At 62.3% G+C, this 26876-nt stretch carries 24 protein-coding genes; 9 read left to right on the plus strand and 15 right to left on the minus strand.

The features are described 5' to 3' along the window. Nucleotides 1-76: 76 nt before the first annotated feature. Nucleotides 77-676, minus strand: coding sequence for a putative adenosine monophosphate-protein transferase Fic (locus J1G37_RS08115; RefSeq protein WP_207041006.1), 600 nt, complete (start codon nucleotides 674-676; stop codon nucleotides 77-79). Further along, nucleotides 676-846, minus strand: a complete 171-nt coding sequence (locus tag J1G37_RS08120) for a YhfG family protein (RefSeq protein ID WP_207041009.1) — start codon at nucleotides 844-846, stop codon at nucleotides 676-678. Before J1G37_RS08120 ends, J1G37_RS08115 begins: the two co-directional genes overlap by 1 nt. A gap of 175 nt (nucleotides 847-1021) precedes the next feature. Between J1G37_RS08120 and J1G37_RS08125 the strand changes: the two genes are divergently transcribed. From J1G37_RS08125 to J1G37_RS08135, 3 genes are all read left to right on the plus strand, one after another. Further along, nucleotides 1022-2197 (plus strand): tetratricopeptide repeat protein, encoded by a 1176-nt coding sequence (locus J1G37_RS08125; protein WP_124526201.1) that lies wholly within the window; start codon nucleotides 1022-1024, stop codon nucleotides 2195-2197. Between the two features lie 286 nt (nucleotides 2198-2483). Then, entirely contained in the window at nucleotides 2484-4421 is a 1938-nt protein-coding gene (locus tag J1G37_RS08130; protein WP_207041011.1) for a RecQ family ATP-dependent DNA helicase, read from the plus strand. Between the two features lie 24 nt (nucleotides 4422-4445). Continuing rightward, a complete protein-coding gene (locus J1G37_RS08135) occupies nucleotides 4446-4877 on the plus strand; it encodes a thioesterase family protein (protein WP_207041013.1) in 432 nt (143 codons plus the stop codon). A gap of 153 nt (nucleotides 4878-5030) precedes the next feature. Here J1G37_RS08135 and J1G37_RS08140 read toward each other — a convergent pair whose 3' ends face one another. From J1G37_RS08140 to J1G37_RS08155, 4 genes are all read right to left on the minus strand, one after another. Then, the gene (locus J1G37_RS08140; protein ID WP_017737565.1) at nucleotides 5031-5504 is read right to left on the minus strand and encodes a glycine zipper domain-containing protein; all 474 of its coding nucleotides are present in this window, start codon (nucleotides 5502-5504) and stop codon (nucleotides 5031-5033) included. Between the two features lie 201 nt (nucleotides 5505-5705). Next, a complete protein-coding gene (locus tag J1G37_RS08145; protein WP_207041015.1) occupies nucleotides 5706-8054 on the minus strand; it encodes an FdhF/YdeP family oxidoreductase in 2349 nt (782 codons plus the stop codon). Continuing rightward, the gene (gene fdhD / locus J1G37_RS08150) at nucleotides 8051-8890 is read right to left on the minus strand and encodes a formate dehydrogenase accessory sulfurtransferase FdhD (protein ID WP_207041017.1); all 840 of its coding nucleotides are present in this window, start codon (nucleotides 8888-8890) and stop codon (nucleotides 8051-8053) included. Before fdhD ends, J1G37_RS08145 begins: the two co-directional genes overlap by 4 nt. 97 nt (nucleotides 8891-8987) lie before the next feature. Continuing rightward, a complete protein-coding gene (locus tag J1G37_RS08155) occupies nucleotides 8988-9875 on the minus strand; it encodes a LysR family transcriptional regulator (protein WP_017737568.1) in 888 nt (295 codons plus the stop codon). A gap of 142 nt (nucleotides 9876-10017) precedes the next feature. Between J1G37_RS08155 and lysM the strand changes: the two genes are divergently transcribed. Continuing rightward, on the plus strand, nucleotides 10018-10458 hold the full coding sequence (gene lysM, locus J1G37_RS08160; RefSeq protein ID WP_207041019.1) for a peptidoglycan-binding protein LysM: 441 nt from the start codon (nucleotides 10018-10020) through the stop codon (nucleotides 10456-10458). A 108-nt stretch (nucleotides 10459-10566) separates the two neighbouring features. Here the strand turns inward: lysM and yrfG are convergent, their stop codons facing one another. Next, nucleotides 10567-11229, minus strand: coding sequence for a GMP/IMP nucleotidase (gene yrfG, locus J1G37_RS08165; RefSeq protein WP_017737570.1), 663 nt, complete (start codon nucleotides 11227-11229; stop codon nucleotides 10567-10569). 87 nt (nucleotides 11230-11316) lie between these two features. Between yrfG and nudE the strand changes: the two genes are divergently transcribed. Beyond that, complete coding sequence (gene nudE, locus J1G37_RS08170) at nucleotides 11317-11883, plus strand: ADP compounds hydrolase NudE (RefSeq protein ID WP_124526194.1); 567 nt, start codon at nucleotides 11317-11319, stop codon at nucleotides 11881-11883. Further along, nucleotides 11880-12716 carry a 3'(2'),5'-bisphosphate nucleotidase CysQ gene (gene cysQ, locus J1G37_RS08175; RefSeq protein WP_207041021.1) on the plus strand — a complete coding sequence of 279 codons (837 nt, stop codon included), beginning with the start codon at nucleotides 11880-11882 and terminating at the stop codon, nucleotides 12714-12716. Before nudE ends, cysQ begins: the two co-directional genes overlap by 4 nt. 128 nt (nucleotides 12717-12844) lie before the next feature. Here the strand turns inward: cysQ and J1G37_RS08180 are convergent, their stop codons facing one another. Genes J1G37_RS08180 through rfbB form a run of 7 tightly spaced genes read right to left on the minus strand, consistent with a single transcriptional unit; the run spans nucleotide 12845 to nucleotide 19877 of the window. Further along, the gene (locus J1G37_RS08180) at nucleotides 12845-13300 is read right to left on the minus strand and encodes a YiiD C-terminal domain-containing protein (protein WP_207041023.1); all 456 of its coding nucleotides are present in this window, start codon (nucleotides 13298-13300) and stop codon (nucleotides 12845-12847) included. Then, the gene (locus J1G37_RS08185) at nucleotides 13297-14673 is read right to left on the minus strand and encodes a sigma-54 dependent transcriptional regulator (protein WP_207041025.1); all 1377 of its coding nucleotides are present in this window, start codon (nucleotides 14671-14673) and stop codon (nucleotides 13297-13299) included. Before J1G37_RS08185 ends, J1G37_RS08180 begins: the two co-directional genes overlap by 4 nt. Continuing rightward, on the minus strand, nucleotides 14670-16478 hold the full coding sequence (locus J1G37_RS08190) for an ATP-binding protein (protein ID WP_207041026.1): 1809 nt from the start codon (nucleotides 16476-16478) through the stop codon (nucleotides 14670-14672). Before J1G37_RS08190 ends, J1G37_RS08185 begins: the two co-directional genes overlap by 4 nt. 36 nt (nucleotides 16479-16514) lie before the next feature. Next, nucleotides 16515-17384: a dTDP-4-dehydrorhamnose reductase gene (rfbD, locus tag J1G37_RS08195; RefSeq protein WP_207041028.1), complete on the minus strand. Its 870-nt coding sequence runs from the start codon at nucleotides 17382-17384 to the stop codon at nucleotides 16515-16517. Beyond that, nucleotides 17381-17926, minus strand: a complete 546-nt coding sequence (gene rfbC, locus J1G37_RS08200) for a dTDP-4-dehydrorhamnose 3,5-epimerase (RefSeq protein WP_207041030.1) — start codon at nucleotides 17924-17926, stop codon at nucleotides 17381-17383. Before rfbC ends, rfbD begins: the two co-directional genes overlap by 4 nt. Further along, on the minus strand, nucleotides 17923-18798 hold the full coding sequence (rfbA, locus tag J1G37_RS08205; protein ID WP_207041032.1) for a glucose-1-phosphate thymidylyltransferase RfbA: 876 nt from the start codon (nucleotides 18796-18798) through the stop codon (nucleotides 17923-17925). Before rfbA ends, rfbC begins: the two co-directional genes overlap by 4 nt. Further along, the gene (gene rfbB, locus J1G37_RS08210) at nucleotides 18795-19877 is read right to left on the minus strand and encodes a dTDP-glucose 4,6-dehydratase (RefSeq protein ID WP_207041034.1); all 1083 of its coding nucleotides are present in this window, start codon (nucleotides 19875-19877) and stop codon (nucleotides 18795-18797) included. Before rfbB ends, rfbA begins: the two co-directional genes overlap by 4 nt. Nucleotides 19878-20028: 151 nt before the next feature. Here rfbB and J1G37_RS08215 point away from each other — a divergent pair, with 151 nt between their 5' ends. The 3 genes from J1G37_RS08215 to J1G37_RS08225 all read left to right on the plus strand — a co-directional run bounded on the left by J1G37_RS08215 (nucleotide 20029) and on the right by J1G37_RS08225 (nucleotide 24605). Beyond that, on the plus strand, nucleotides 20029-22929 hold the full coding sequence (locus J1G37_RS08215; RefSeq protein WP_207041036.1) for an aminotransferase: 2901 nt from the start codon (nucleotides 20029-20031) through the stop codon (nucleotides 22927-22929). Nucleotides 22930-23051: 122 nt separating this feature from the next. After that, nucleotides 23052-24158 carry an agmatine deiminase gene (gene aguA, locus J1G37_RS08220; protein WP_207041038.1) on the plus strand — a complete coding sequence of 369 codons (1107 nt, stop codon included), beginning with the start codon at nucleotides 23052-23054 and terminating at the stop codon, nucleotides 24156-24158. 234 nt (nucleotides 24159-24392) lie between these two features. Beyond that, on the plus strand, nucleotides 24393-24605 hold the full coding sequence (locus tag J1G37_RS08225; RefSeq protein WP_207041040.1) for a hypothetical protein: 213 nt from the start codon (nucleotides 24393-24395) through the stop codon (nucleotides 24603-24605). A 128-nt stretch (nucleotides 24606-24733) separates the two neighbouring features. On the opposite strand, the gene J1G37_RS08230 is transcribed toward J1G37_RS08225, so the two are convergent. Then, complete coding sequence (locus J1G37_RS08230) at nucleotides 24734-26803, minus strand: TonB-dependent siderophore receptor (RefSeq protein WP_207041041.1); 2070 nt, start codon at nucleotides 26801-26803, stop codon at nucleotides 24734-24736. Nucleotides 26804-26876: the final 73 nt, after the last annotated feature.

Consider the following 26876-nt stretch of genomic DNA (forward strand, 5'->3'; position numbering starts at 1 on the left):
TGATACACCGCCATCGCAGCGGTGCGACGACTCGACAAGCCAGCTCCCACAGGTTTAGCGGTGTGGCTGGGAGCGATCAACTGCTGGCAGGCCTGCTGATACACCGCTCGAAAATCGCCTCCAACCCGCGATAATCGCACGCCACCGCATCAATATTCGCCGGCACCCAAGCGGCGTGTTTCACCAGCCACCAGTTCACCGAAAACCCCGCATTCACAATGATTTGTTCAAACAAAATCCGCTGCGCCCGGCCGTTGCCTTCGCGGAAGGGGTGGATGACGTTGAGGTCGCCGTACGCCTCGGCAATCTGCGTCACCAACTCGGCCTGGGTCGCGCCGACGTACCAGTTGGCCGCTTCCATATGCCCGATGATTTTCGCCGCTTCCGGTGGGATGCGTTCCGGGGTGCAGAACAGGGTGTCGCCTTTCTGGATGTTGACGCTGCGCAGTTCGCCGGCCCAGTCGTAGAGGTCGCCGAACAGGATGCGGTGGATGTGCTGCAAGCGATCGAGGTCGTAGGGCGGTGGGAAGAGCGGGAGGTTACCTACGGCGATTTCGGAGAGTTCCCGCTCAGCCTGGTGCAGTCGGGCTTCGTCGTGCAAATCGAGGCGGTTGCGCAGCACGCTGCTGCCGGGATAGCAGTACGGGTCCTGGCCCACGCCATATTTGTCGAGCATCAGCGTGGGGGGTCGCGGTACTTGGCAAGGACGGCTTCGCGGGTCGGCAGGGGTTTGTCGACGTCGGCCGGTTGGGTGTCGAACCCTTCCAGGCGCAGGCTGGCCAGGTAATTGGAACGGCGGATCTTGTGGTAATGATCCTGTTTTTGCTCAAACGTCAGTTCGCTCATCGCAGCGTACTCCGGGGTGGCAAGGTTTGATTGTAGCGCAATGCTTCCGAGGGCAGGCGCGATAAAAACCACGTCACATTTTGTACAAAAAAACTGCCAGCTCGCTGAATTCAGCGTATGTTGCAGCGCAAAATCTTGTAGGGCGATTTTGCCCACTACTTAAAGGGAGTTAAGCATGGGTTTGCTTCGTGTCGCCTCGGCGATGTCATTGTGTGCAGTAGCGTTTTCAGTCCAGGCCGAGCAGTTGCCGATTGAAGTGCTCAGCGCAGTGGTCAAGGACCAGAAAATCGCCGACGCCGAAGTGCTGCTGCAACGCAACGGCGCGCAAAACGTCGTGGGCCGCACCAACGCCCAAGGCCAGGTGGTCCTCACCAGCGCGGCCGCCGATGATGGCAGCAGCCTGCTGATCATCAAGAAACCCGGCTATTCCAACCTGGTGGTGAAATGCCCATGCAAGGGCATGACCTACGCGATCAGCCCGGTGATGGAAAACCTCGACGGCCTGCGCGTCGTGCTGACCTGGGGCCGCAACCCTTCCGACCTCGACTCCCACATGATTTTCCCGGGCAACAACATCTACTACGCCAGCAAAAAGGGCACTGATGCCGAGCTGGACGTGGATGACACCGACAGCTACGGCCCGGAAACCATCACCCTGCAGAAAAAACACTACGGCGAAAGCTACGTGTATGCCGTGCATGACTACTCCAACCAGAGCTACCCGAATTCGAGCCAGCTGTCCGACAGCGAAGCCAAGGTGTTCGTGTACATGGGGCAATCCCTGGTACGCACCTACTACGTGCCGAAAAATCGCACCGGCAACCTGTGGACCGTGTTCCGCATGACCGGCAGCGGCGACTTCCAGGATATCAACAGCTTCACCGGCGTCACCGTGGATGCGGCGAATGTGCTGAACGAAGTCAAACCGTTGCTGGATGACAGCGTGGCCGTCACCGAAGTGGTTGTTAGCTCGTCCGTACAGGCTGATGCGAAGAAGCTGAACCTGAAAGGCGAAGCGGCCTACCAGGCGGGTAACCTGGATCAGGCGATTGACTACTTCCGCCAGGCCATCGATCTGGATAACAGCTTCGGCAAGGCTTACGGCAACCTCGGTCTGGCGTATCAGAAGGCCGGCAACACTGCCGAGTCGATCTGGGCCAACCGCAAGGCCATCGCGTTGGCGTCGGGTGCGAATGCTGCAACCGTGCGTGCCGGGTCTTACTACAACATCGCGCGGATCTATGAAGCGGCCGGGCAGTTCCAGGATGCGTTGCGTCACTACCAGTTGGCCAAAGAGCAAAAGGCCAATCCGGTGTATGACACGGCGATTGAGCGCGTGAAGAACCGCTGATTCCGTCATAGCGCAGAACACAAAATGTGGGAGCGGGCTTGCTCGCGAATGCGGTGTATCAGTCAGAAGAGTATTGACTGACACCCTGCATTCGCGAGCAAGCCCGCTCCCACATTTGGATTTGTGTTTTTCCCGCGGACTCCGTGGGAAGTTCCTACTTAGTCTCAGGACCATCCCTCACCCTGTGTATCATCCTGTCTCTTTTTTCCATGCGACCTTTCTCGATCCGCTGAACTTCCCGGGCTATGTTTTCAAGCCAACTCAGTGGTCAATGGAGTGACAGCCGATGCACGACACCCTCCAGCAGGTCTTTGGTTATCCACAGTTTCGTCTGGGCCAGGAAGAGACGGTCAGCGCCGTGCTGGCCGGCCGTTCTGCGGCCGCGATTTTCCCCACCGGCTCGGGCAAGTCCCTGTGTTACCAGCTGTCGGCAGTGCTGCTGCCGCACCTGACGCTGGTGGTGTCGCCGTTGTTGGCGTTGATGCAGGACCAGTTGGGTTTCCTGCAACGCCATGGCATTTCAGCTGGCAGCATCGACTCGGCGCAGAGCCGCGAAGACGCCAATGACGTGATGGCCCGTGCGCGTTCGGGTGAATTGAAGATCCTGATGATTTCCGTGGAGCGCTTGAAGAACGAGCGCTTTCGCAACTTCCTGCAAAGCGTGCAGATTTCGCTGTTGGTGGTGGACGAGGCGCACTGTATTTCCGAATGGGGCCACAACTTCCGTCCGGACTATTTGAAGCTGCCGGACTACCAGCGTCAGTTCAATATCCCACAAGCACTGCTGTTGACGGCCACAGCAACTCCCAAGGTGATTGCCGACATGCAGGCGAAGTTCGCCATCGCGCCAGGCGATGTGGTCACCACAGGCTTCTACAGGCCCAATCTCAATTTGCTGGTGGAGCCGGTGAGTGGGGCAGACAAGCGCCGACGGCTGGTGCAGTGGATGAGCGAGTGGGCGAACCAGCCGAGCATCGTCTACGTGACCCTGCAAAAAACCGCCGAGCAGATTGCCGAGCACCTCAACCGCAACGGCATCCAGGCCGAGGCTTATCACGCGGGTCTGCCTCACGATAAGCGCGAGGGCATCCAGCAGCGCTTCATGGGCGGGCGCTCCAACTGCATCGTCGCGACCATCGCGTTTGGCATGGGCATCGACAAGAGTGATATCCGCAACGTGGTGCACTTCGACCTGCCCAAATCCATCGAGAACTACAGCCAGGAGATCGGCCGCGCGGGGCGTGACGGGCAGCCGTCCGACTGCCTGGTGTTGGCCAACCGCGACAGCCTCAACGTGCTGGAAAACTTCGTGTATGGCGATACGCCGGAGCAGGATGGCATCCGACGTGTGCTGGAGGAGTTGTTGGCGGCGCGGGGCGAGAGGCAGTGGGAGTTTTTGCTGCGCTCGCTATCGGATCACAGCAACATCCGCGAGCTGCCGCTGAAGACGCTGTTGGTGCAGTTGGAGCTCAAGGGCGTGATTGCGCCGCGCTACGCGTTTTATGCGGAATACCGCTTCAAGTACCTGATCGAGCCCGATGCGTTGTTGGCAAGGTTCAGCGGCGAGCGGCAGCAGTTTGTCGCGGCGATCGTCGAGGTGTGCAAGCGTGCCAGGAGCTGGGCCACGGTGGATTTCGAGGCGTTGTATCAACAGCACAACGCCGGGCGCGACCGCGTGGTGAAAGCGCTGGATTACTTCCAGGAGCAGGGCCTGATCGAGTTGGAAAGCAAGCAGATGACCGAAGTCTACAGCCTGCTGGACACGGATTTTGATCCACAGGCGTTGAGCGCCGAGTTATACACAGGCTTCAAGCAGCACGAGATCGGCGAGGTGGCGCGGATTCACGCCATGCTCGACCTGTTCGCCACCGAGCGCTGCCTGGGCCAACGGCTGGCGCAGTATTTTGGCGATGAAAACGCGCCGCTGCGCTGCGGGCATTGCTCGGTTTGCCATGGCAATGTTGCGCACTTGCCGCCGCCGCCCGCTTTGCCGCCGCTTGTGGATAAAAACTTCATGGGGCTGTGCGGGGATTTTATCCACAGGCATCATCAGCACACCGGCCAACTGCCCGAAGCGGAACGCCTGACGCGGTTCCTCGGCGGGATCAGCGTGCCGTTGTTTACCAAGTTGAAGGCGCGGGGTATTCCGGGTTTTGCTGCGCTGGAAGACTATCCGTATGCCGAAGTACGCGAGTGGGCCGAAGCCCATTTGCGTGACCTTTGAACTCACCTACACGAGATGCGCCCGATGCCCGACTCAGTGCCACAACGTGCCGACTACCTTTACTTCCAGCCGATCATCACGCGCTGGCACGACAATGATGTGTACGGGCATGTGAACAACGTCACCTACTACAGCTTCTTCGACACGGCGGTGAACACCTACCTGATCGAACAGGGTGGTTTGGATATTCATGACGGCAAGGTGGTGGGCTTTGTGGTGAGCTCGGCGTGTGACTACTTTGCGTCGATCGCCTTTCCCGAGCGTATCGAGATCGGCCTGCGGGTGGGCAAGTTGGGCAATAGTTCGGTGCAATACGAGTTGGCGGTGTTCAAGGCGGGCGAAGACGACGCCTGCGCGGCGGGGCGCTTTGTGCATGTGTTTGTGGAGCGTGGGTCGAATCAGCCGGTGGCGATTGCGGGGGTGTTGCGAGAGGCGTTGCAGGGGTTGGTGGTCTGAGCCCCAATTCTGCAAACGATGAAAGCCAACTGTGGGAGCTGGCTTGCCTGCGATAGCGGTATGTCAGGTTTGCATCTGTTGCCTGACACGGCGCCATCGCAGGCAAGCCAGCTCCCACATTTTTTAGCCTGCGGTGCCTTTTAGATCGCGGGCTTACCGGTGACGGTAGTGATGCTTGTTCTTGCGATGCCCGTAAGCATGCCCACGGCCACGATGGTCATCACGATCATAACGACGGTTGTCGCGCGAACGGCGATCATCGTCGTCGCTCTTGTTGCCCATGTAGTTACCCAGCGCACCACCTGCGCCACCGCCGGCGGCTGCGCCGATCAGGCTGCCAGTGCTGCCGCCGACACTGCGGCCGACCACGTTGCCGCCGGCCGCGCCCAATGCGCCGCCAATGGCGGCTTCGCCACGGCTGCGTTTGTCGGCACCGACCGCACTACCACCTGCGCCGCCCAGGGCCGCGCCGATGGTGGAGCCGGTGTTGCCGCCGAGCTGCTGGCCAACAACCGAACCTAGAACCCCGCCCAATGCGCCGCCTACACCGGCTTCGGTGGTGCCACCGGCCATGGCTGCGCCACTGACCAGGCCAAGGGACAACAAGAGAATCGAGGAGAACTTCATTCAGGGAAACCTCAAGGGGATGACGGCGCGATCCTGAGGCTGTATCGGCATTGTGACAATAGAAATCCGACCAGTAACACGAGTTGTGCACAATTAGCTAAGTTATTGTTTTGGCTAGGGAACTTAAGTCGATTTGGTGGGTCTTTAGCTCTTCGGAACGGCCGCTTTTATGCAAAAGCGGCCTTTTTTGTGCCCGCAGATCTACGCCGTGCGCGCCATGATCAAGCCGTTGTCACTCGCGGCTTCCAAACGGATCGCGACGAATTTCGACGTTGGCGTATGGCTGCCATCCCCCGTGCTTTCCAGCGGCACCAGCGGGTTCACTTCCGGGTAGTAAGCGGCTGCCTGCCCTGCCGGAATATCAAACGCCAGCAGGGTGAAGCCCTTCACCCGGCGCTCACGGCCATCTTCCCACAGCGACACGATGTCCGCCTTCTGCCCCGGCTTGAAGCCCAGGCGGATGATGTCGGCTTCGTTGACGAACAACACGTCACGCTGGCCCTTGACCCCACGGTAGCGGTCGTCCAGGCCGTAAATCGTGGTGTTGTACTGATCGTGGGAGCGCATCGATTGCATGATCAGGTCCGGCACGCGGCCCGTGGCGTGGGTGCGCTCGTGGATCAGGTCCTTGGGCAGGATGTTCGCGCGGAAATTGGCGCGGCCCGAAGGCGTGTTCCAGCGCCGGGCGCCGGCGGAGTTGCCCAGGTAGAAACCGCCCGGGTTTTTGATCTTCTCGTTGAAGTCCTTGAAACCCGGGATGGTGTCGGCGATCAGGTCGCGAATGCGCCCGTAGTCGGCCACCAGCCAGTTCCAATCCACCGGCTTGCTACCCAAGGTGGCGGCGGCGATACCGGCGAGGATGGCGGGTTCGGATTTCATCAGCTTCGACAGTGGCTGCAACTGGCCGTTGGAACCGTGGACCATGCTGAACGAGTCTTCCACCGTCACCGCTTGCGGGCCATCGGCCTGGATGTCGATGTCGGTACGGCCCAGGCACGGCAGGATCAACGCGTCTTTGCCGTGCATCAGGTGGCTGCGGTTGAGCTTGGTGCTGATCTGTACGGTCAGGTCGCAGTTGCGCAGGGCTTGAAAGGTGCGCGGGCTGTCTGGCGTGGCTTGGGCGAAGTTGCCGCCCAGGCCGATAAACACCTTGGAGCGACCTTCGAGCATGGCGTGGATCGCTTCGACCACGTTGTGGCCGTTTTCCCGCGGCACCTGGAATTGGAAGCGGCGCTCCAGGGAATCGAGGAACGCCACCGGTGGCCGTTCGTTGATGCCCATGGTGCGGTCGCCCTGCACGTTGCTGTGGCCACGCACCGGGCACAGGCCGGCGCCCGGGCGGCCGATGTTGCCGCGCAGCAGCATCAGGTTGGCGATTTCCTGGATGGTCGGCACCGAGTGACGGTGCTGGGTGATGCCCATGGCCCAGCACATGATCACGTTCTTGCCTTTGGCGTACATGCGCGCCGCTTGCTCGATCTCAACCAGGGTCAGGCCGGACTGCTCGACGATTTCATCCCAGGAGGTGTCGTCGATCTTGGCCAGGTAATCCAGCACGTTGACCGTGTGTTCGTTGAGGAAGTCGTGGTCGAACACGGCTTCCTTGCCTTCGGCCTGGGCCTGGCGTTCCCACAGCAGCAGGAACTTGGCCATGCCGCGCAGGATGGCCATGTCGCCACCCAGCGCCGGGCGGAAGTACGCGGTGTTGGTCGGTTTGTCGCCGTTGGTGAGCATTTCCAGCGGGTGCTGCGGGTGCTGGAAGCGTTCCAGGCCGCGCTCTTTCAGCGGGTTGATGCACACCACCTGGGCGCCGCGTGTTACCGCTTCGCGCAGCGGCTCGAGCATGCGCGGGTGGTTGGTGCCGGGGTTCTGGCCCCAGACGAAGATGGCGTCGGCATGTTCAAAATCGTCAAAGGTCACGGTGCCTTTGCCCACGCCCACGCTTTGCGCCAGGGCGACGCCGCTGGCTTCGTGGCACATGTTCGAGCAATCCGGGAAGTTGTTGGTGCCAAACGCACGCACAAACAGCTGATACAGATACGCCGCTTCGTTGCTGGCGCGGCCCGAGGTGTAGAACTCGGCCATATCCGGGCTGGGCAGGGCGTTGAGGTGCTTGCCCACCAGGTCGAACGCGGCTTCCCAACTGATGGGTTGGTAGCGGTCGGTCTCGGCGTCGTAGCGCATCGGCTCGGTGAGACGGCCCTGGTATTCCAGCCAATAGTCGCTTTGTGCAATCAGCGAGGTGACGCTGTGCTTGGCGAAAAACGCTGCATCCACACGGCGCTTGGTGGCTTCCCAGTTGACCGCCTTGGCGCCGTTTTCGCAGAACTTGACCATGCCGCTTTCAGGCGAGTCACCCCAGGCGCAGCCCGGGCAGTCGAAGCCGCCGTTCTGGTTGGTCTTAAGCATCATGCGCAGGTTTTTCAGGGCGTTGTCGCTGGTCAGCCAGGCCTGCGCCACGCTGATCAGCGCGCCCCAGCCGCCGGCCGCACCTTTGTAGGGTTTGTAGCGCGGGGTTGGGGTTTGGTCGGCTTGGTTATGATTGCTCACGGCTGGTTCTCCATCGCAGGGCTGTAGACCCGCGGCGCACTTTTCTGCGGCAGGTGGATGAGATTGAGGTTATGCCGGCGCGCCCATTGCAGGGCCAGGCCGGTGGGCGACGACAGGCTGACCAGGGTCTGGATGCCCGCGCGCAGGACTTTCTGGATCAGCTCGAGGCTGCAACGGCTGGTGACAATCGCCAGGCCGCCGTCGGTCGGAATCTTTTGGCGGATTAGGGCACCGATCAACTTATCCAGGGCGTTATGCCGGCCGATGTCTTCGCGGCCCAGCAGCAATTCGCCCTGATGGTTCATAAACACGGCGGCATGCACGGCGCCGCTGTACTGGCCCAAAGGCTGGAAAGCACTGATGCGCTGGCGCAGGCCGTCGAGCCATTCGGCAGGCGGCAAGGGTGCGCCGGGCAGCACTGGCAAGTCGGGCAGGGCTTGTTCCACCGCTTCCACGCCGCACAAGCCGCAGCCGCTGGTGCCGGCCAACTGGCGGCGCTGTTGCTTGAGGTTCCAGAACGCACGGCTGGAAATCTGCACCTGAGCGTATTGGGCTGAGCCTGAACCACTGAGTTTCAGGTCATATATGTCGCTAACGTCGGCGATAATGCCGCTACCGAGGCTGAAGCCAACGACAAAATCTTCGAGGTCGGTGGGCGTCACCAGCATGACCGCCTGGCTAATATCGTTATACGCAATCGCCAACGCCACTTCTTCCGCCAGCGCGGTGCTGGCGACTTCGGTGTGTTCGAGATTGCAAAACTGGTAGCTCTGGCTGGCGGCCGGCGCGGGTGTATCAAGGGCGGGCGCCGCGCAGACTGGACGCTTGGCGTTCATGGGGCAATACCACCGGCGGATTGATCAGTGTTTAGACTAGGCGCGACAAAGCGTCGCGTCTAATTGCCAGTACTGATCTACCGATAGATGACGTCGATCAAGACGGGTTTTGCGATTTCTGAAACAGCGCGAAACACGCCTCGGCCAACGCCGAGCGCGGCGCGCTGCGGCGCATGATCAGCCCGAGGCGCGCCAGGGTGTGGGCATCTTCGATCGGTTGCAGGCGCAGATGCTCGGTCAGCGCGTCCAGGCCGCCGTCCAGCGGCATCACCGCGCAACACAGGCCGCCGTGCACAGCTTGTAACAACTGATGGACGGCGTCGGTTTGCAGCAGCGGTTGCGGGTTGAGCCCACGGCTGTGGAAGTTGTGGTCGATGGATTGGCGAAAGTGCATGCCGCTGGTGAGCATGCCCAGGGGCAGTTCGGTCAACGCTTCCCAGCTCAGCGGTTTGTCGCCAAAGCTGAAGAAGCGCTGGTCGTAGAGCAGGCCCATACGGGTTTCGCCCAAGGCCAGGGAGTCGAAGCGTTCATTGTCCAGGCGCTCCAGGTAGGACACGCCCAGGTCCAGGCGATTGCTCGCCAGTTGTTCAAGGATTTGCTCGGAGCTGAGTGCCGACAGCTCGAACCGCAGGCTGGGGTGCTCTTTATGCAGTTGTTGCATCAAGGCCAGTGGATCAAAGCTCGACAGCGGCACCACACCCAGGCGCAGCGTACCGACGAGGTTGCCGCGACAGGCGGCGGCTTCGGCCTGCAAGCCGTCATAGGCCGCCAGCACCGTGCGTGCCCAGGCCAGCACGCGTTCACCGGGGGCAGTAAAGCCTTCGAAGCGCTGGCCGCGATTGACCAACGGCAGGTCCAGTTCTTCTTCGAGGCTGCGCAGGCGCATCGACAGGGTCGGCTGGGTAATGTGGCAACGTGCCGCGGCTTGGCCGAAGTGACGGGTTTCGTCGAGGGCGATGAGGAATTTCAGCTGTTTGATGTCCATCTTCGCTCCAGGGCTTATTCCAATGGCGGGGGGATTCTAGCGCGTGTAGGAGTCGTCTGGTCATTGGTCGGGCTGGAACCAGGTTCTGTAGGACTGGTCTAGTCTTTGGCATCTGGAACTTAAACCCAAAGGAGAGCGAACCATGAGTCTTTTTAGCTTTGTTAAGGAAGCGGGCGCGAAGTTGATCGACCTGTTGACACCGGGCAATGCCAACGCCGGTGAGAATCTGAAAAAGCATATTGAAGATGTGGGGCTGGGCAACCCGAACGTGCATGCCACCGTTGACGGTGACAAGGTGACGATCACCGGTGAAGTCGCCAGCCAGGAAGAGAAGGAAAAGATCATTCTGGCGGCAGGCAACATTGCCGGGGTGGCCAGTGTTGAAGATCAGATTACGGTGTCTGGCCCAGTGGTTGCGGCCGCGCGTTTTGTCGTAGTGAAGAAGGGCGACACACTGAGCGCGATTTCCCTGGCGGTGTATGGCAACGCCAACCTGTACAACAAGATCTTTGAAGCGAACAAACCGATGTTGTCACACCCGGATAAAATTTACCCAGGGCAGACGCTGCGTATTCCTGAGTAATACACGGAGCAAAATGTGGGAGCGGGCTTGCCCGCGATAGCGGTGAATCAGTCACAACAACATTGACTGACACTCCGTAATCGCGGGCAAGCCCGCTCCCACATTGGGTCAGAGTCCGCCAATGAGGTCGCGGTAGTCTTCGACTGCGGCAAACTCCCCAGTGTCTTTTGGCCCCTTCTTGCTATCCGGCTCTTTCACCGCCAACAAATGCCCCACCCCAAACGCCCGCGCACTGCGCAAAATCGGCAAGGTATCGTCGATAAACAGGCTGCGCGCCGGGTCGAAGCCGATATCGGCTTGCAGGGCATCCCAGAATTGTGGGTTTTCCTTGGCGAAGCCGTAGTCGTGGGAGCTGATCAACCGCTCGAAATACGGCGCCAGTTCAATGCGTTCCAACTTCAAAGACAGCGAGTCGCGATGGGCGTTGGTGATCATGATCACGCGCTTGCCAGCCTGTTTGATCGCCGCCAGGAAGGTGTCGGCATCCGGGCGCAGGGCGATGAGGTGGGCGGTTTCCAGCTTGAGTTCGCGCACCGGCAGCTTCAGCTCGGCACTCCAGAAATCCAGGCAATACCATTGCAACTGTCCGGCGTTACGCTCGAACAGCGGCTGCAATTCCATCTCGGCCATGGCCCGGCTTACCCCATGCAACTCGGCGTAGCGTTGCGGCAGGTGTTCCATCCAGAAATGGTTGTCGTAATGCAGGTCGAGCAAGGTGCCGTCCATGTCCAGCAGGACGGTGTCGATGGCGTGCCAGGGCAAAGAGGGCATGGGGCGGTCTCATGTAAGTAAAAATATCCGACACAAACAATCGGAAAAGCCACGGTATAGTAACCCGATCACGCCAAGGAGCCGCTTATGCGCCAGAAACCCACCGTCCTCGCCCGCGAAATCGTCGCCAGTAGCCGTTTGTTCCGCGTGGAGGCCGTGCAATTGCGCTTCTCCAATGGCGTTGAGCGGACCTACGAACGCCTGGTGGGCCGCGGTGCCGGCTACGGCGCGGTGATGATCGTGGCGATGCTGGATGACGAGCATGCGGTGCTGGTGGAAGAGTATTGCGGCGGTACCGACGAATATGAACTGTCCCTGCCCAAGGGCCTGATCGAGCCCGGCGAAGATGTGTTGGCGGCGGCCGAGCGGGAGCTCAAGGAAGAAGCGGGCTACGGTGCACGCCAACTGGAGCTGATCACCGAGCTGTCGTTGTCGCCGGGGTACATGAGCCAGAAAATCCAGGTGGTGCTGGCCACCGATCTCTACGAAGAACGTCTGGAAGGCGATGAGCCTGAGCCGATGCGCGTGGACAAGGTCAACCTGCGCGAGCTGTCGCAGCTTGCGCAAAACGAGCAATTCAGCGAAGGCCGTGCGCTGGCCGCGTTGTATCTGGTACGAGACCTGTTGACCCAGCGTGGAGCGTTTGACGCATGAGCGAATTGTTTTTAGGCCACCCGTTTATTGCCCCGGTGATCGAGCTGGCGCGTCAAGCTGGCGAAGTGATCCTGCCGTATTGGCGTGCCGATGTGGCCGTGACAGCCAAGGCCGATGACTCGCCGGTGACGGCGGCCGACCTGGCGGCGCACCACCTGATCCTCGCCGGCCTGACCGCGTTGGACCCGAGCATCCCGGTGCTGTCCGAAGAAGATGCCGATATCGACCAGAACATCCGCGTCGGTTGGCAGCGCTGGTGGCTGGTTGATCCGCTGGACGGCACCAAGGAATTTATCGCCGGCAGCGAAGAATTTACCGTCAATATCGCCTTGATCGAGCAGGGCCGCGTGGTGTTTGGCGTAGTGTCGATGCCCACCAGCGGGCGTTGCTACTTCGGCGGTGCGGGCCTGGGCGCATGGCGTTCGGACGTGAACGAAGCGCCCAAGCAGATCCAGGTGCGCACGGCCCCGGCGGCGGGTGAAGCGTTCACCGTGGTTGCCAGCCGGCGCCACAGCAGCCCGGAGCAGGAGCGTTTGCTGGCAGGTTTGAGCGAAGGGTTGGGCGAGCTGAAACTGGCTAATATCGGCAGCTCGTTGAAGTTCTGCCTGTTGGCGGAGGGCAGCGCCGATTGCTATCCACGCCTGGCGCCGACGTCGCAGTGGGACACTGCCGCGGCTCAGGGTGTGCTGGAAGGGGCGGGCGGCGAAGTGCTGGAGTTGAGCGGTGTGCCGTTCAGTTATCCGGCGCGGGAATCGTTGTTGAATCCGTTCTTTTTGGCGTTGCCGGCAAAAGCTGCATGGCGCGAACGCCTGCTGAGTCTGGCGAGGTCTTAAAACCACAGCAGATCAAAAATGTGGGAGCGGGCTTGCTCGCGAATGCAGTGGGTCAGTAAATACATCTTTGACTGATCCACCGCTTTCGCGAGCAAGCCCGCTCCCACATTGGTTTCGTGTTGTGGCGGTTATCGGTGCAGGACGTACTGGCCTGTGAAGGCAACGGCGCGGTCCTCACTGCCCTCATTCACGATCCACGTTGCCAACGTCAACCTTGCGCGGCCATAACGCTTATAGGTCGCCACAAACCGCTTCCACACTTTCTCTTCCGGCGCCTCGCATACAACGTTGGCATCCCGCGTGACGGGCAGCGGATAACTGATCTGCCCCTCCTGAATCACGATATGCCCGTCTTCAATCCCTTCCTCACGCAACTGCAAATGCAGCCAGCCCCAACCCGCCAGTACCGCGCCGCAATACAGGCTGCCGCCAAACATGGTGCTCTTGTGGTTGATATTGGCCTGCAACGGCAGGTGCAGTTCCAGCCGCCCGTGTTGCCAGTCGCGCACTTTGAGACCCATCTCCCGGGTCAGGGGGATGTCGTGGTGCAGCACCGATTCCAGGTAGTCGCTGGCGTGGGTCATTCGTCGTCACCACTTTGGTTGGCAAAGTTCAGGCCGTGCTTGCGCAGCTTGTCGTGCAAGGTTTTGCGCGGCACGCCCAAGGCTTCGGCGAGGCTGCGCATGGAGCCGTGGGGGCGGGTCAGTTCGGCGGCGATCAGGCTTTTTTCGAACTGCTCGACCTGCTCGCTCAAGCCGCCCGACGTGGAGGTCAGCACGTGGGCGTTGGGATTGTCCGGCGTGGCGTCCAGCGCCAACTCCAGCCCGAGGGCGAAGCGTTCGGCGGCGTTTTGCAACTCACGCACATTGCCCGGCCAACTGTGGCGCAGCAGCAGCGCGCGCTGGCCCGGTTGCAGTTCGTGCAGGGTCAGGCCGTGGCGGCTGCTGGCTTCATCGGCGAAGTGCTGGAACAGCATCAGCGCATCTTCGCCGCGCTCGCGCAGGGGCGGGATGCGCAGCGAGGCGACGTTGAGGCGGTAATACAAGTCGGCGCGGAAGCGGCCCTGGTCCGCCGACTGGCGCAAGTCTTCCTTGGTGGCGGCGATGATGCGGATGTCCAGCGGGATCAACTGATTGCCACCCAGGCGTTCCACCACACGCTCTTGCAGCAGGCGCAGCAGCTTGACCTGCACATCCAGGCTCATGCTTTCGATTTCATCGAGGAACAGCGTGCCGCCGTTGGCGAATTCGAACTTGCCGATCCGGCGTTTCTGCGCGCCGGTAAACGCGCCGGGCTCGTGGCCGAACAGTTCGCTTTCCACCACTGATTCGGCGAGGGCGCCGGCGTTGATCGCCACGAACGGCCCGCTGCGCCGGCTGGACAGATCGTGCAACGCCCGTGCGACCACTTCTTTGCCGGCGCCGGTCTCGCCGAGGATCAGCACATCGGCCTTGGTCGCCGCCAGGGCGCCGATCTGCTCGCGCAAGCGCAGCATTTGCGGCGAGTGACCCACCAGACGCGTGCTCAGTTGCTGGCGGTCGCTGAGGGCCAGGCGCAGGCTGCGGTTGTCCAGCACCAGGCGACGCAGGGCCAGGGCGCGGCGCACGCTGTCGAGCAGGGCGTCGCTGGCGAAGGGTTTTTCCAGGAAATCATAAGCACCAGCGCGCATGGCCTGCACCGCCAGCGGCACGTCGCCATGGCCGGTGATCAGCAGCACGGGCAGGTCCGGGTCCTGGCCGTGCAATTCGGCGAGCAGCTCCAGGCCGTCCATGCCGGGCATGCGGATGTCACTGACCACCACCCCCGGCCAATCCCGCGACAGGCGCGCGGTGAGGCCGCTGGCTTCGCCCAGTGGCAGGACTTTCAGCCCCGCCAGGTCCAGGGTCTGGCACAGGGCCTGACGCAGGTGTGGATCGTCGTCGATCAACACCACCTGAATCCCGTTGTCGATACTCATACGCTGCGGTCCTCGGACGGTTGCAGACTGACGCCCGGCGAGCCGGCACGCAATTTCAGGGTTAACAGCGCGCCGCCTTCCTTGTGGTTGGCGAACAACAGTTCGCCGCCAAAGGCACGCATCAAGGTGTCGCAGATCGCCAGGCCGAGGCCAAGGCCCTGGGTACGCGTCTTGGTGGTGTAGAACGGCTCGCTGGCGCGGCCCAGGGCTTCCATGCAAAAGCCCGGGCCGTTGTCGCGAATGTACAGGTTGACGCCCTGTTCGGTGGTTTCGGCACTCAGCCAGAGTTTGCGCGGCGGGCCTTTTTCGGTGAGGGCGTCGAGGGCGTTGGCCAGCAGGTTGCCCAGCACCTGGCGCAGACGGGTTTCGCCGGCCTGTACCCACAGCGTCGCCTCGGGCATGTCGCGGATCAGCTCGACTTCCATCGAGCGCCGCCGCTTGGCCAGCAAGGCCAGCGCATCGTCCAGCGCCGGTTGCAGGCCGACGCTTTCCGGCGCATGCCGATCGCGGCGGGCAAAGGCGCGCAGGTGGGCGATGATCGAGGCCATGCGCCCGGTCAGCTCGCTGATCAGCTTGAGGTTGCCGCGCGCATCGTCGGTGCGCTGGTGGTCGAGGAGGATCTCGGCGTTTTCCGCATAGCTGCGAATCGCCGCCAACGGCTGGTTGAGCTCGTGGCTGATACTCGCCGACATGGTGCCCAGCGCCGACAGCTTGCCCGCCTGCACCAGGTCATCCTGGGCGCGCACCAGTTCCTGCTGCGCCTGTTCGCGCTCCAGCACTTCCTGTTTCAGGCGCCGGTTCAGGCCTTCGAGGTCGCTGGTCCGCTCGACCACCCGCGCTTCCAGCTCGCGGCGCGCCTTGGCTTCGAAGGCGATGCGCTCCAGGTAGTGACGGCGGCGCTGCATCATCAAGCCGAGCAATAGCATCAGCACCAGCAACGTCGCACCGCCGACGGCGACCACGGTGCGCACCGGGCGGTTGATCAAGGATTGTGGCGCGAGGATTTCCACGTTCCAGCCGGTCTCGGCAATCGCCGTGGACTGGCGCAGCCACGCCGTGGAGCTGAGGGTCAGCGGTTGCGGGTCGCGCGTCGGGTAGGGCTGGATGGCGATGATCGCCTGGCGCTCTTCGGCGGTCAGCGGGCGGGTCGCACGGAAGCGCCATTGCGGGCGTGAGGTGAGGATCACCACGCCGTTGTGGTCGGTTACCAGCAGTTGTTCCGGGGTATTGCCCCACAGGCTTTCGGTGTGGTCCAGGTCGACCTTGACCACCAGCACGCCGATGATGGTGTCGCCATCGCGCACAGCGGCGGCGAAGAAGTAGCCGCGCTTGGCCGAGGTGGTGCCCAGGCCGAAAAACCGCCCCAGGCGCCCGTCCATGGCTTCGCTGAAATACGGCCGGAAGGAAAAATTGCGCCCAACGAAACTGTCCTGTTTATCCCAGTTCGACGCGGCCAGGGTCTTGCCGTGGGTGTCCATCAGGTACATCACCTCCACCCCGGCCTGGGCGGCGACGTCCTTGAGCAACTGGTTGGCGTTGGTCAGGTTGGTGCTGACCTGCGGCGCGTCCAGCGCCGTGCGCAGGGCCGGCAAGTCGCCGAGGATCTGCGGCAGCACCTCAAAGCGGTGCAGGGTGCCGAGCAGGTTGGCGACGTACAGGTCGAGGGTCTGGCGGTTCTGCCCGGCCAGCTCGTTGCGGTAATAACGCTCGGCCAGATGCTCCAGCGGCCATAGCAGCGGCGCCAGGCACAACGCCAACAGGGCGAGGCTGCGCCAGCGGGGTCTTCGCGGGAGGGTTGGAGTCATGGGAGTCGGGCGCCTGTGGGTACAGGCGCATTATGCCTAGTGCTGCGCGGCAAGACACTCGCGCAATGCGTCCTGCCAGTGGGGCTGGCTGACGTGCCACTGCTGTTGCAGGCGACTGCAATCGAGGCGCGAGTTCAGCGGGCGCTGGGCGGGTGTGGGGTAGGCGCTGGAGGGGATCGCCTCCAGTTCGGCGCAGGCCTTGCCTTCGGCGCGCAGTTGTTGGGCGATGGCCTGGGCGAAGCCGAACCATGAGGTTTCGCCCCCGGCGGTCAGGTGATAGACGCCCCATTCACCGGCTGCGCCGGCCTGCCAGCGTTCGATCAGGGCGCGGGTGCTATTGGCGATGCTGCCCGCCCAGGTCGGCGCGCCGATCTGGTCGGCGACGATGCGCATCTGCGGCTTCTCTTGCAGCAGGCGTTGCATGGTCAGCAGGAAATTCTTGCCGTGGTTGGAATACACCCAGCTGGTGCGCAGGATCAGGTACTCGCCGCCCACCGCCGCAATCGCCCGCTCGCCGGCCAGCTTGCTTTGGCCGTAGACGCTGAGCGGGTTCGGCGTGTCGCTTTCGGAGTAGGGCGCCGATTTGCGGCCATCGAACACATAGTCGGTGGAGTAGTGGATGAACGGCACGCCCAGGGCCTTGGCTTCCTCGGCGAGTATGCCGGGCGCTATGGCGTTGATCGCGAACGCGGCGTCCGGCTCGCTTTCGGCCAGGTCCACGGCGGTGTGGGCGGCGGCGTTGATGATCAGGCCGGGGCGGTGAGCGCGGACTTGCTGGCGGATGTGCTCGGGGTTGGCCAGATCCAATTGGTCGCGGCCGAGCACGATGAGTTCGCCCAAACCCTGGAGTCGCTGTTGCAGTGCCTGGGAGACTTGGCCGTGTTGGCCGGTGATCAGGATCTTCATGGGAACAGGTCGGCTTCCATCAGCAATTTGCCCGCCTGGTCCTTGGCCGACAGTTGCGGCGCCTCGCTCAGCCCCCAGTCGATGGCCAGCGTCGGGTCATTCCACAGGATGCTGCGCTCGGCACTCGGCTGGTAATAGTCGGTGGTCTTGTACAGGAACTCGGCGTAATCGCTGAGCACCACAAACCCATGGGCGAAGCCTTCCGGCACCCACAGTTGGCGGTGGTTCTGCGCCGACAGCCGCACACCGACCCACTGGCCGAAGTTTGGCGAGCTGCGGCGGATGTCCACGGCCACGTCCAGCACCTCGCCGGCCGTGACGCGCACCAGTTTTCCCTGGGTGTGTTCGAGCTGATAGTGCAGGCCGCGCAGCACGCCTTTTTGCGAGCGTGAGTGGTTGTCCTGCACAAAGTCGCGCTGCAACCCGGTGGCCTCGGCAAAGCCCCGGGCATTGAAGCTTTCGTAGAAAAACCCGCGCTCGTCACCGAACACCTTGGGCTCAAGGATCAGCACGCCGGGCAGTGCGGTTTCAACCACGTTCACAGGTTGTCTCCCGCCAGCGAGTAGAGGTACTGGCCGTAGCTGGTCTTGCCGAAATACTTGGCGCGTTCGAGCAAGTGTTCGCGGTCGATCCAGCCGCTGGCGTAGGCTATTTCTTCGAGGCACGCGACCTTCAGGCCCTGGCGGCGCTCGATGGTCTGCACGTACTGCGAGGCGTCCAGCAGGCTGTCGTGGGTGCCGGTGTCGAGCCAGGCGAAGCCACGGCCAAAGCGTTCCACCTGCAAGTCGCCGCGGCGCAGGTAGGCGTTGTTGACGTCGGTGATTTCCAGCTCGCCCCGGGCCGAGGGCTTGACCGCCTTGGCGATCTCGATCACGTCGTTGTCGTAGAAATACAGGCCGGTGACCGCATAGCTGGACTTGGGCACCGCCGGTTTTTCCTCGATGGACAGGGCGCGGCCTTCGCTGTCGAAGTCGATCACACCGAAGCGCTCCGGGTCTTTGACCCAGTAGCCGAACACCGTGGCGCCTTTGCCGCGCTGTACCGCGGCGTGCAACTGCGCGCTGAAGCTTTGCCCATGGAAGATGTTATCGCCGAGGATCAGGCACACCGGGTCGCTGCCAATGAATGCTTCGCCAATCAGGAACGCTTGCGCCAGGCCGTCCGGCGACGGTTGTTCGGCATAACTGAACGTGACGCCGAACTGGCTGCCGTCACCCAGCAGGTTGCGGTATTGCGGCAGGTCGGCAGGGGTGGAGATCACCAGGATTTCCTTGATGCCGGCCAGCATCAGCACCGAGATCGGGTAGTAGATCATCGGCTTGTCATACACCGGCAACAGCTGTTTGGACACGCCCAGGGTGATGGGGTGCAGACGCGTGCCGGAGCCACCGGCCAGTACGATTCCTTTCATCATGCGATCAGATCCTTCATGTCGGTGTTGCCCAATCGTTGACCCTGATAACTGCCGTCCTGGACCCTGCGGCACCATTCCAGGTTATCCAGGTACCACTGCACGGTTTTGCGTAGACCGGTTTCAAAGGTTTCCTGCGGCACCCAGCCCAGTTCGCGCTGGATCTTGCCGGCATCGATGGCGTAGCGCTGATCGTGGCCGGGGCGGTCTTTGACGAAGGTGATCAGGTCGGCGTAGTGCGCCACGCCGACCGGATGCGGCGGCGCCAGTTCTTCCAGCAGCGCGCAGATACTGCGCACCACATCGATGTTCTTTTGCTCGTTGTGGCCGCCGATGTTGTAGGTCTCGCCCACCACGCCTTGCGTCACCACCTTGAGCAGCGCCCGCGCGTGGTCTTCGACAAACAGCCAGTCGCGCACCTGCAAACCATCACCATAGACCGGCAACGGCTTGCCCGCGAGGGCGTTGAGGATCACCAGCGGGATGAGTTTTTCGGGGAAGTGGAACGGCCCGTAGTTGTTTGAACAGTTGGTCAGCAGCACCGGCAGGCCATACGTGCGCTGCCAGGCGCGCACCAGGTGGTCGGATGCGGCCTTGCTCGCGGAGTAGGGCGAGCTGGGGGCGTAGGGCGTGGCTTCGGTGAACAGATCGTCCACGCCGTGCAGGTCGCCGTACACCTCGTCGGTGGAGATGTGGTGGAAGCGGAATGCGTTTTTCGCCGCTGGATCGAGGGTCTGCCAATAACCCCGGGCGGCTTCCAGCAGGCTGTAGGTGCCGACGATATTGGTCTGGATAAAATCCGACGGGCCGTCGATGGAGCGGTCCACGTGGGACTCGGCGGCCAGGTGCATGATGGCCTGCGGCTCGAAGCGCGCGAGCACGGCGCTGACAGTGGACTGGTCGATGATGTCGGCCTGGACGAACTCGTAGCGGCTGTTGGACGCGATGCTGGTCAGCGATTCCAGGTTGCCGGCGTAGGTGAGTTTGTCGAGGTTGAGCACTTCATGCTCGGTGTGCTGGATCAGGTGACGTACCAGAGCAGAACCGATAAAACCGGCGCCACCGGTAATGAGAATGCGCATGTCGGGGCCCTTTTCCTTTTGACGGACATTTAGCGAATGGAGCATAGCCTGTGTTACTGCGCGGGGTGGGGCAGGATGTGTCGGGGGGTTGCACAAGCCCCCTGAACAATGGCGAACTAAGCGCCTGATAAAAATACCGAGGTCGCCCCCGATGCTGCTCGCCACGTTGATTCACCGCGCCAGTCTACCCTGCCCGCAAGTGGGCCCCGAGCAGGCAGCGCAATTGTTGGGGCAGCATTATGGCCTGGCTGGCACCTTGCAATCATTGGGCAGCCAGCAAGACCTCAATTACAGGGTGGACAGCCCTCGCGGCCGATTTGTTCTGAAAATCTGCCGGGGCGATTACGCCGCCGTGGAGTTGCAGGCCCAGCACGCTGCGCTCAATAGCCTGCAAGGCGTGCGCGTGCCAGAGGTGATCAAGGCGCTGAACGGTGAAGAGCTGCTGACCGTCACCCTCGACGGGCAAACCCTGCACCTGCGCCTGCTCGACTACATCGACGGCCAGCCGCTGACCCATCTGCCGCACCTGGGACGCGGCGTGATCGCAGGCTTTGGTGAACTGTGCGGGCGCATGAGCCTGGCCCTGGCGGATTTCACCCATGCGGGCCTGGAGCGCACGTTGCAGTGGGACCCGCGCCACGCATGTGAACTGATCGCGCACTTGCTGGCGACCTTGCCGGAGCTGCCGTACCGCACCGCGCTGGAACAGGTCGCCGCACAGGTTGAAGCGCGCATCCGGCCGCTGGCGGAGCAGTTGCCGTGGCAAGCCGTGCACATGGATATCACCGATGACAATGTGGTCTGGCAGCGTGATGCCGCGCGGCAGTGGCAGGTCGAGGGCGTGATTGATTTTGGCGACCTGGTGCACACCTGGCGCATTGCCGACCTCTCGGTGACGTGCGCCGCGTTGCTGCATCACGCTGAGGGCGATCCCTTTGCGATCTTGCCGGCGATCCAGGCGTGCCATGCGGTGACGCCGTTGCAGCGTGCCGAGCTACAGGCGCTGTGGCCGCTGATCGTCGCGCGGGCGGCGGTGCTGGTGTTGAGCAGCGAGCAACAGCAGCGCCTGGACCCGGAAAACGCTTACCTGCTGAAAAACGCCGAGCACGAGTGGGAAATCTTCCACGTGGCCACGTCGGTGCCGTTCGAGTTGATGGAGGCGGCGATTCTGCGCAGTGTCGGCGAAGACCTGCCGGCGGTGGCCAGCGAGGATTTCGCACCGTTGCTGCCGGGGCTGGTGGGGCGTGAATTTGCCTTGATCGACCTCGGCGTACTCAGCCCGCATTTCGAGGCGGGCAACTGGGAGCAACCGGGGATTGATCGCCGCTTGCTGGATGAAGCGGCGGCGGTGCATGGACTGGCGGCCAGCCGTTATGGCCAGTATCGTCTGTCGCAGACCTGCCCGGACAGTGCCGTTGAACCAGCGACGTTCCCGCTGCATGTCGAGCTGCATTTGCCCCACGGCACGCTGTTGGAAGTGCCTTTCGCCGGGACGTTGCAGCACGGCGCGGACGGCCTGCTAAGTGTGCAGGGCGTGGCGGTGAGCCTGCGCTTGTGGGGCGTGAACACCGTCTTGAACGCGGGCGCGCTGCTGGTCGAGGGCCAAGTGCTGGGTGAAGTGCACGCGCCGTTGACCGTGCAACTGTGCCGCGCCGAGCTTGCGCCGCCGCTGTTCTGCACGCCGTCGCGGGCGTTGGCGTGGCAAGCCTTGTGCCCATCGCCCGCGACCTTGCTGGGGCTGGCCTGCGACGCCGAACCGGAGCTGGACCCCGAGGCGCTGCTGGCCCGCCGCGATGCCAGCTTCGCGCGTTCGCAAAAGCACTATTACGTCGACCCGCCGCGCATCGAGCGCGGCTGGCGCAACCATTTGATCGACATGCAGGGCCGCGCCTACCTGGACATGCTCAACAACGTCGCGGTGCTCGGCCATGGCCACCCGCGCATGGCGGCGGTGGCGGCGCGGCAGTGGTCGCTGCTCAATACCAACTCGCGTTTCCACTACGCGGCGATTGCGGAATTTTCCGAGCGCCTGCTCGCGCTGGCGCCGCAAGGCATGGACCGGGTGTTCCTGGTCAACAGCGGCACCGAGGCCAATGACCTGGCGATCCGCCTGGCCTGGGCCTACAGCGGCGGGCGCGACATGCTCAGCGTGCTGGAGGCGTATCACGGCTGGTCGGTGGCGGCGGATGCGGTGTCCACCTCGATTGCCGACAACCCGCAGGCGTTGAGCAGCCGCCCGGACTGGGTGCATCCGGTGACTGCACCGAATACCTATCGCGGCGAGTTCCGGGGGCCAGACAGTGCGCCGGACTACGTACGAAGTGTGGAACACAACTTGGCGAAAATCGCCGCGAGCAAACGCCAGCTGGCGGGTTTCATCTGCGAACCGGTGTACGGCAATGCCGGGGGTATCTCGTTGCCGCCGGGCTATTTGCAGCAGGTGTATGGGCTGGTACGCGCCCAGGGCGGTGTGTGTATCGCCGACGAGGTGCAAGTTGGCTACGGGCGCATGGGCCACTTCTTCTGGGGCTTTGAAGAACAGGGCGTGGTGCCGGACATCATCACCATGGCCAAGGGCATGGGCAACGGCCAGCCGCTGGGCGCGGTGATTACCCGGCGCGACATCGCCGAGGCGCTGGAGGCCGAGGGGTACTTCTTCTCGTCGTCGGGGGGCAGCCCGGTCAGTTGCCGGATCGGCATGGCGGTGCTGGACGTGATGGCCGAAGAAAAGCTGTGGGAAAACGCCCAGGTGGTTGGTGGGCATTTCAAGGCGCGGTTGGCAGAACTGATCGACCGGCATCCATTGGTGGGCGCGGTCCATGGTTCCGGCTTCTATCTGGGCCTGGAGTTGGTCCGCGACCGGCAAACGCTGGAGCCGGCCACTGAAGAAACCGCGTTGCTGTGTGATCGCCTGCGCGAGCTGGGGATTTTCATGCAGCCGACGGGGGATTATCTGAACATCCTCAAGATCAAGCCGCCGATGGTTACCTCTAAACGCAGTGTGGATTTCTTCGTCGACATGCTGTCGAAGGTGCTCGGTGAGCAATTGTAATTAATCGATTCTTATCGGCTATTTATTGTCATATTTATCGCCGATGATCTTTGATCGCTTTTAAAGCCGATTTTTATCCGTTATAAAGTCGGCCTTTGCCCCCATTCGGAGTCTTGAACGCCATGACCACCCTGCACAGCACACCCCGCGCCGATGGCTTTCATATGCCTGCCGAATGGGCGCCACAAACCCAAACCTGGATGATCTGGCCCGAGCGCCCGGACAACTGGCGCCTGGGCGGCAAGCCGGCGCAGGCAGCGCATGTGGCGGTGGCCAAGGCCATTGCGCGTTTTGAACCGGTGACCGTGGCGGTATCTGCTGGCCAGTACGAAAATGCGCGCGCGCGCCTGGATGTACCGAATATCCGCGTGGTGGAAATGTCCAGCGACGACGCCTGGGTGCGCGACACCGGGCCGACCTTCGTCATCAACCACAGCGGCGAAGTGCGCGGCGTGAACTGGGATTTCAACGCCTGGGGCGGCTTTGACGGCGGCCTGTACGCCCCGTGGAACCGCGACTCGCAGGTGGGCGGCAAGATCCTCGAAATCGAACGCGCGCCACGCTACCGCACCGAAGGCTTCGTGCTGGAAGGCGGCTCGATCCACGTTGACGGCGAAGGCACGCTGATCACCACCGAAGAATGCCTGCTCAACCGCAATCGCAACCCGCACCTCGACCGCGCGGCGATCGAGGCGGTGCTCAGCGCCAACCTGGCTGTGGATAAGATCATCTGGCTGCCGGACGGCCTGTTCAACGACGAAACCGACGGCCATGTGGATAACTTCTGCTGCTACGTGCGCCCCGGCGAAGTGTTGCTGGCCTGGACCGATGACGCGCAAGACCCGAACTACGCCCGCTGCCACGCCGCCATGGACGTGCTGCAAAGCAGCACCGACGCCCAGGGCCGCGCGTTCACTGTGCATAAAATGCCGATCCCGGGGCCGCTGTATGCCACCGAGGAAGAATGCGCCGGTGTCGACCCGGTAGACGGTTCGCAGGAGCGTAATCCGACTGTGCGCCTGGCGGGTTCCTACGTGAACTTCCTGATCGTCAACGGCGGCATCATCGCGCCAAGCTTTGATGACCCGATGGACGGCCCGGCGAAGAAGATCCTCCAGGACCTGTTCCCGCAGCACGAAGTGGTGATGGTGCCTGGCCGCGAACTGTTACTGGGTGGCGGCAATATCCATTGCCTGACCCAACAACAGCCAGCTGCGCAGAAAAAGTGAGTGCAGTTGTAACAGCAGCATGACGGTGACCGGGCACTGAGCAGTTCCGGTAGTCATGGCAAGCCCGCGGCCTGGCAAGGTCGCGGGCTTTTTTGTGGGTAAATGCCTACAAAAACAGGGGGTTGGCATAGCTCTTGTATCGCTGTTGTGACAGTGATCGAGGTTTATGACTAAGCGGTTCTGTCATAAACCTTGAGTAAGTTAGCCGCTCAAGCAGTAGGAGAGAGCGCTGAAATGAGTCCTCAAATCAACCTGATGTACACGCGCACGTTTCACCCGATGCGGGTCAACGGCGACGCGATCCAAGCACTGGGGCTCTGGTTGAAGGAAAACGGCTCACGGAAGAGCAGGCTGCCTGATTTGCGCAGCGTGTTGAGCGAGCGGTATCCGGTGGGGCTGTTCAGTGAGGATGAAGTACACGCGTTGTGCGATCTGCTGAAAAACTAAAGAACACTGCAATCTAGAAAATGTGGGAGCTGGCTTGCCTGCGATAGCGGTGGGCCAGCTTGCCTATCAGTTACTGATAGACCGCTATCGCAGGCAAGCCAGCTCCCACATTGGTTCTGTGTTCGGTCTTAGAAGCTGTAGGTGCCCGTTACGACGAGGCTACGCGGCTCGCCCGGTTGGATCTGCGCCACGCTGGTCGCCGACGCGTAGTAGTTTTTGTCGGCAATATTGTTCAGCGCCGCGCGCACATCCCATTCTTTCTGACGGAACCCGGCCAACGCATCCCAACGGCCGTAGCCCGGCAGCACCACGGTGTTGAGGCTGTCGGCGTAACGGTCGCCCACCAGGGTCAAGCCGGTTTCCGCGTACCAGCCCATCTCTGGTTTCCAGGTGATAAACAGGCTGCCATTGCGCTTGGCCACGTCGTTGACGCGCTTGCCTTCAAAGCCGTTGTTGTCCTTCACCACGGTGGCGTCTTGCAGGCCGATTCCCCCGCGTACGTACCAGTTGCCGACGATCTTGCCGGTGGCGGTCAACTCGACGCCGCGTGAACGTTGCAGGCCGCTGAGCAGGGTGATAGAGCGGTCCAGCGGGTCGCTGGTGCGGCGGTTGTAGAGCTCCAGCTCGTACACGGCTAGCGTGGTGCTCAGACGGTCGTCGAGCCAGTCGCTTTTGACGCCGATTTCCTTTTGCTTGGTCAGCTCGGGGCTCAGGTCGTTGGCGCCGCTGGTGGCGCTCGGGGTGATGCCGATCAGGCCGCCGCCCGCCGGGGAGAACGTCTTGCTCCACGAGGCGTAGAACGAGTGGTTTTCCAGGGGCGTCCACACCAGGCCGATGCGTGGGCTGGCGTTGTGGCTGTCGACGGCTTGCTGGCGGTTGTTGAGTTTGTTCTTGGTGTCGACTTCAAAGCGGTCGTAGCGCAGGCCGGCGAGGATTTGCCATTGATCGTTCAGGCGCAGTTGGTCCTGCACGTAGACGGCGCGGCTTTCGACTTCGGTGTGGTTGTTGCTCGATACGCTCATGCGCCCGGTGTGGCTGAGGTGGCGGTTGGGCTGGTTGAGGTCGAGGCTCGGCACGCTGTTGCCACCGTTGTAGAGCTTCGGGTCGCGGCGTTGGCTGCCCATTTCGACGCCAGTGAGCAGGCGGTGCTCCAGGCCGAAGGTGCTGAAGCTGCCTTCCAGTTCGACGTTGTTGGTGATGTTGAAGGTGCGCAGGTCCTGCTGCCAGCGCTGGCGCGTGACGCGGTTGGTCGCCGGCACGTAACCGACTTGATACGTGTTGTCGAAGTCGCTGTCGAGCTTGAACAGGCCGAGTGTCTGGCGCAGTTGCCAGTTGTCGTTGAGCTCATAGGCGAGCTTGGAGCGCAGCGACTGGGACTTGTCGTCGATGTAGTCGCGGCTGTCGCCGTAGGTGGTGCTGCGGCTCACATCGGCCGGGCGGCCATTGACGCCGGGGATGCCACGGTCGGGCGTGCGGTTGTAGCGGCTGTATTCGTATTGCACCAGCCAATTCAGGTCGGGGGTGAGCTGCCAGCTCATGGACGGTGCGAACAGCTGGCGGTTGCCGCTGACGCCGTGACGGAAGCTGTTGTTGTCCTGGTTGCCCATGTTCAGGCGCAGGCTGATGGTGTCGCTGGGGTCGGTGCTCAAGTCGGCGTACAGGCTGCGCAGATCATTGCTGCCACCCTGGGCTTCGATGCTGGATTTATGCCCGGCGGTGGGCAGTTTGCTCACGCGGTTGACGATCCCTCCCTGACCGCCTCGCCCGTAGAGTACTGCGGCTGGGCCCTTGAGCACTTCGATGCGCTCGATGTTGTGCAGGTCGCGGATGTATTGGCTGTCGTCGCGGATGCCGTCGAGGTAGAAGTCGTTGCTCGCGTCGAAACCGCGAATGCGCAGGCTGTCGAAGCGCGTGTCGGCGCCGCTGCTGACGTTGGGAATGCCGCTTAACGCCTGGCCCAGGTCATTGGTGCCGTAGGACCGCAAGCTTTCCGTCTTCACCGAGTCGATGGCCTGGGGCACATAACGCACCGGGGTGGCTGTGCGCGTGGCCGTACTGGTTTCCTTGATGCGCGGGTCGTCTTCGTCAGCTTCGGCGCTGATCGACGTAGCGGGCAAGGTGGTGGCAGCACAGGCAAAACCAGCGGACAGCAGAACGGAGAGCCCAAGGGTGATGGGCGTCAGGCGTGGGGCAGGCATGGGGATATGTATCCGAATTGTTTGGGAGGAAAATTGCGCGTTAATGGTAATGCTTTGCATTAACGCTCGTGAT

Source organism: Pseudomonas sp. Marseille-Q1929 (genome assembly GCF_017316265.1).
Lineage (GTDB): Bacteria > Pseudomonadota > Gammaproteobacteria > Pseudomonadales > Pseudomonadaceae > Aquipseudomonas.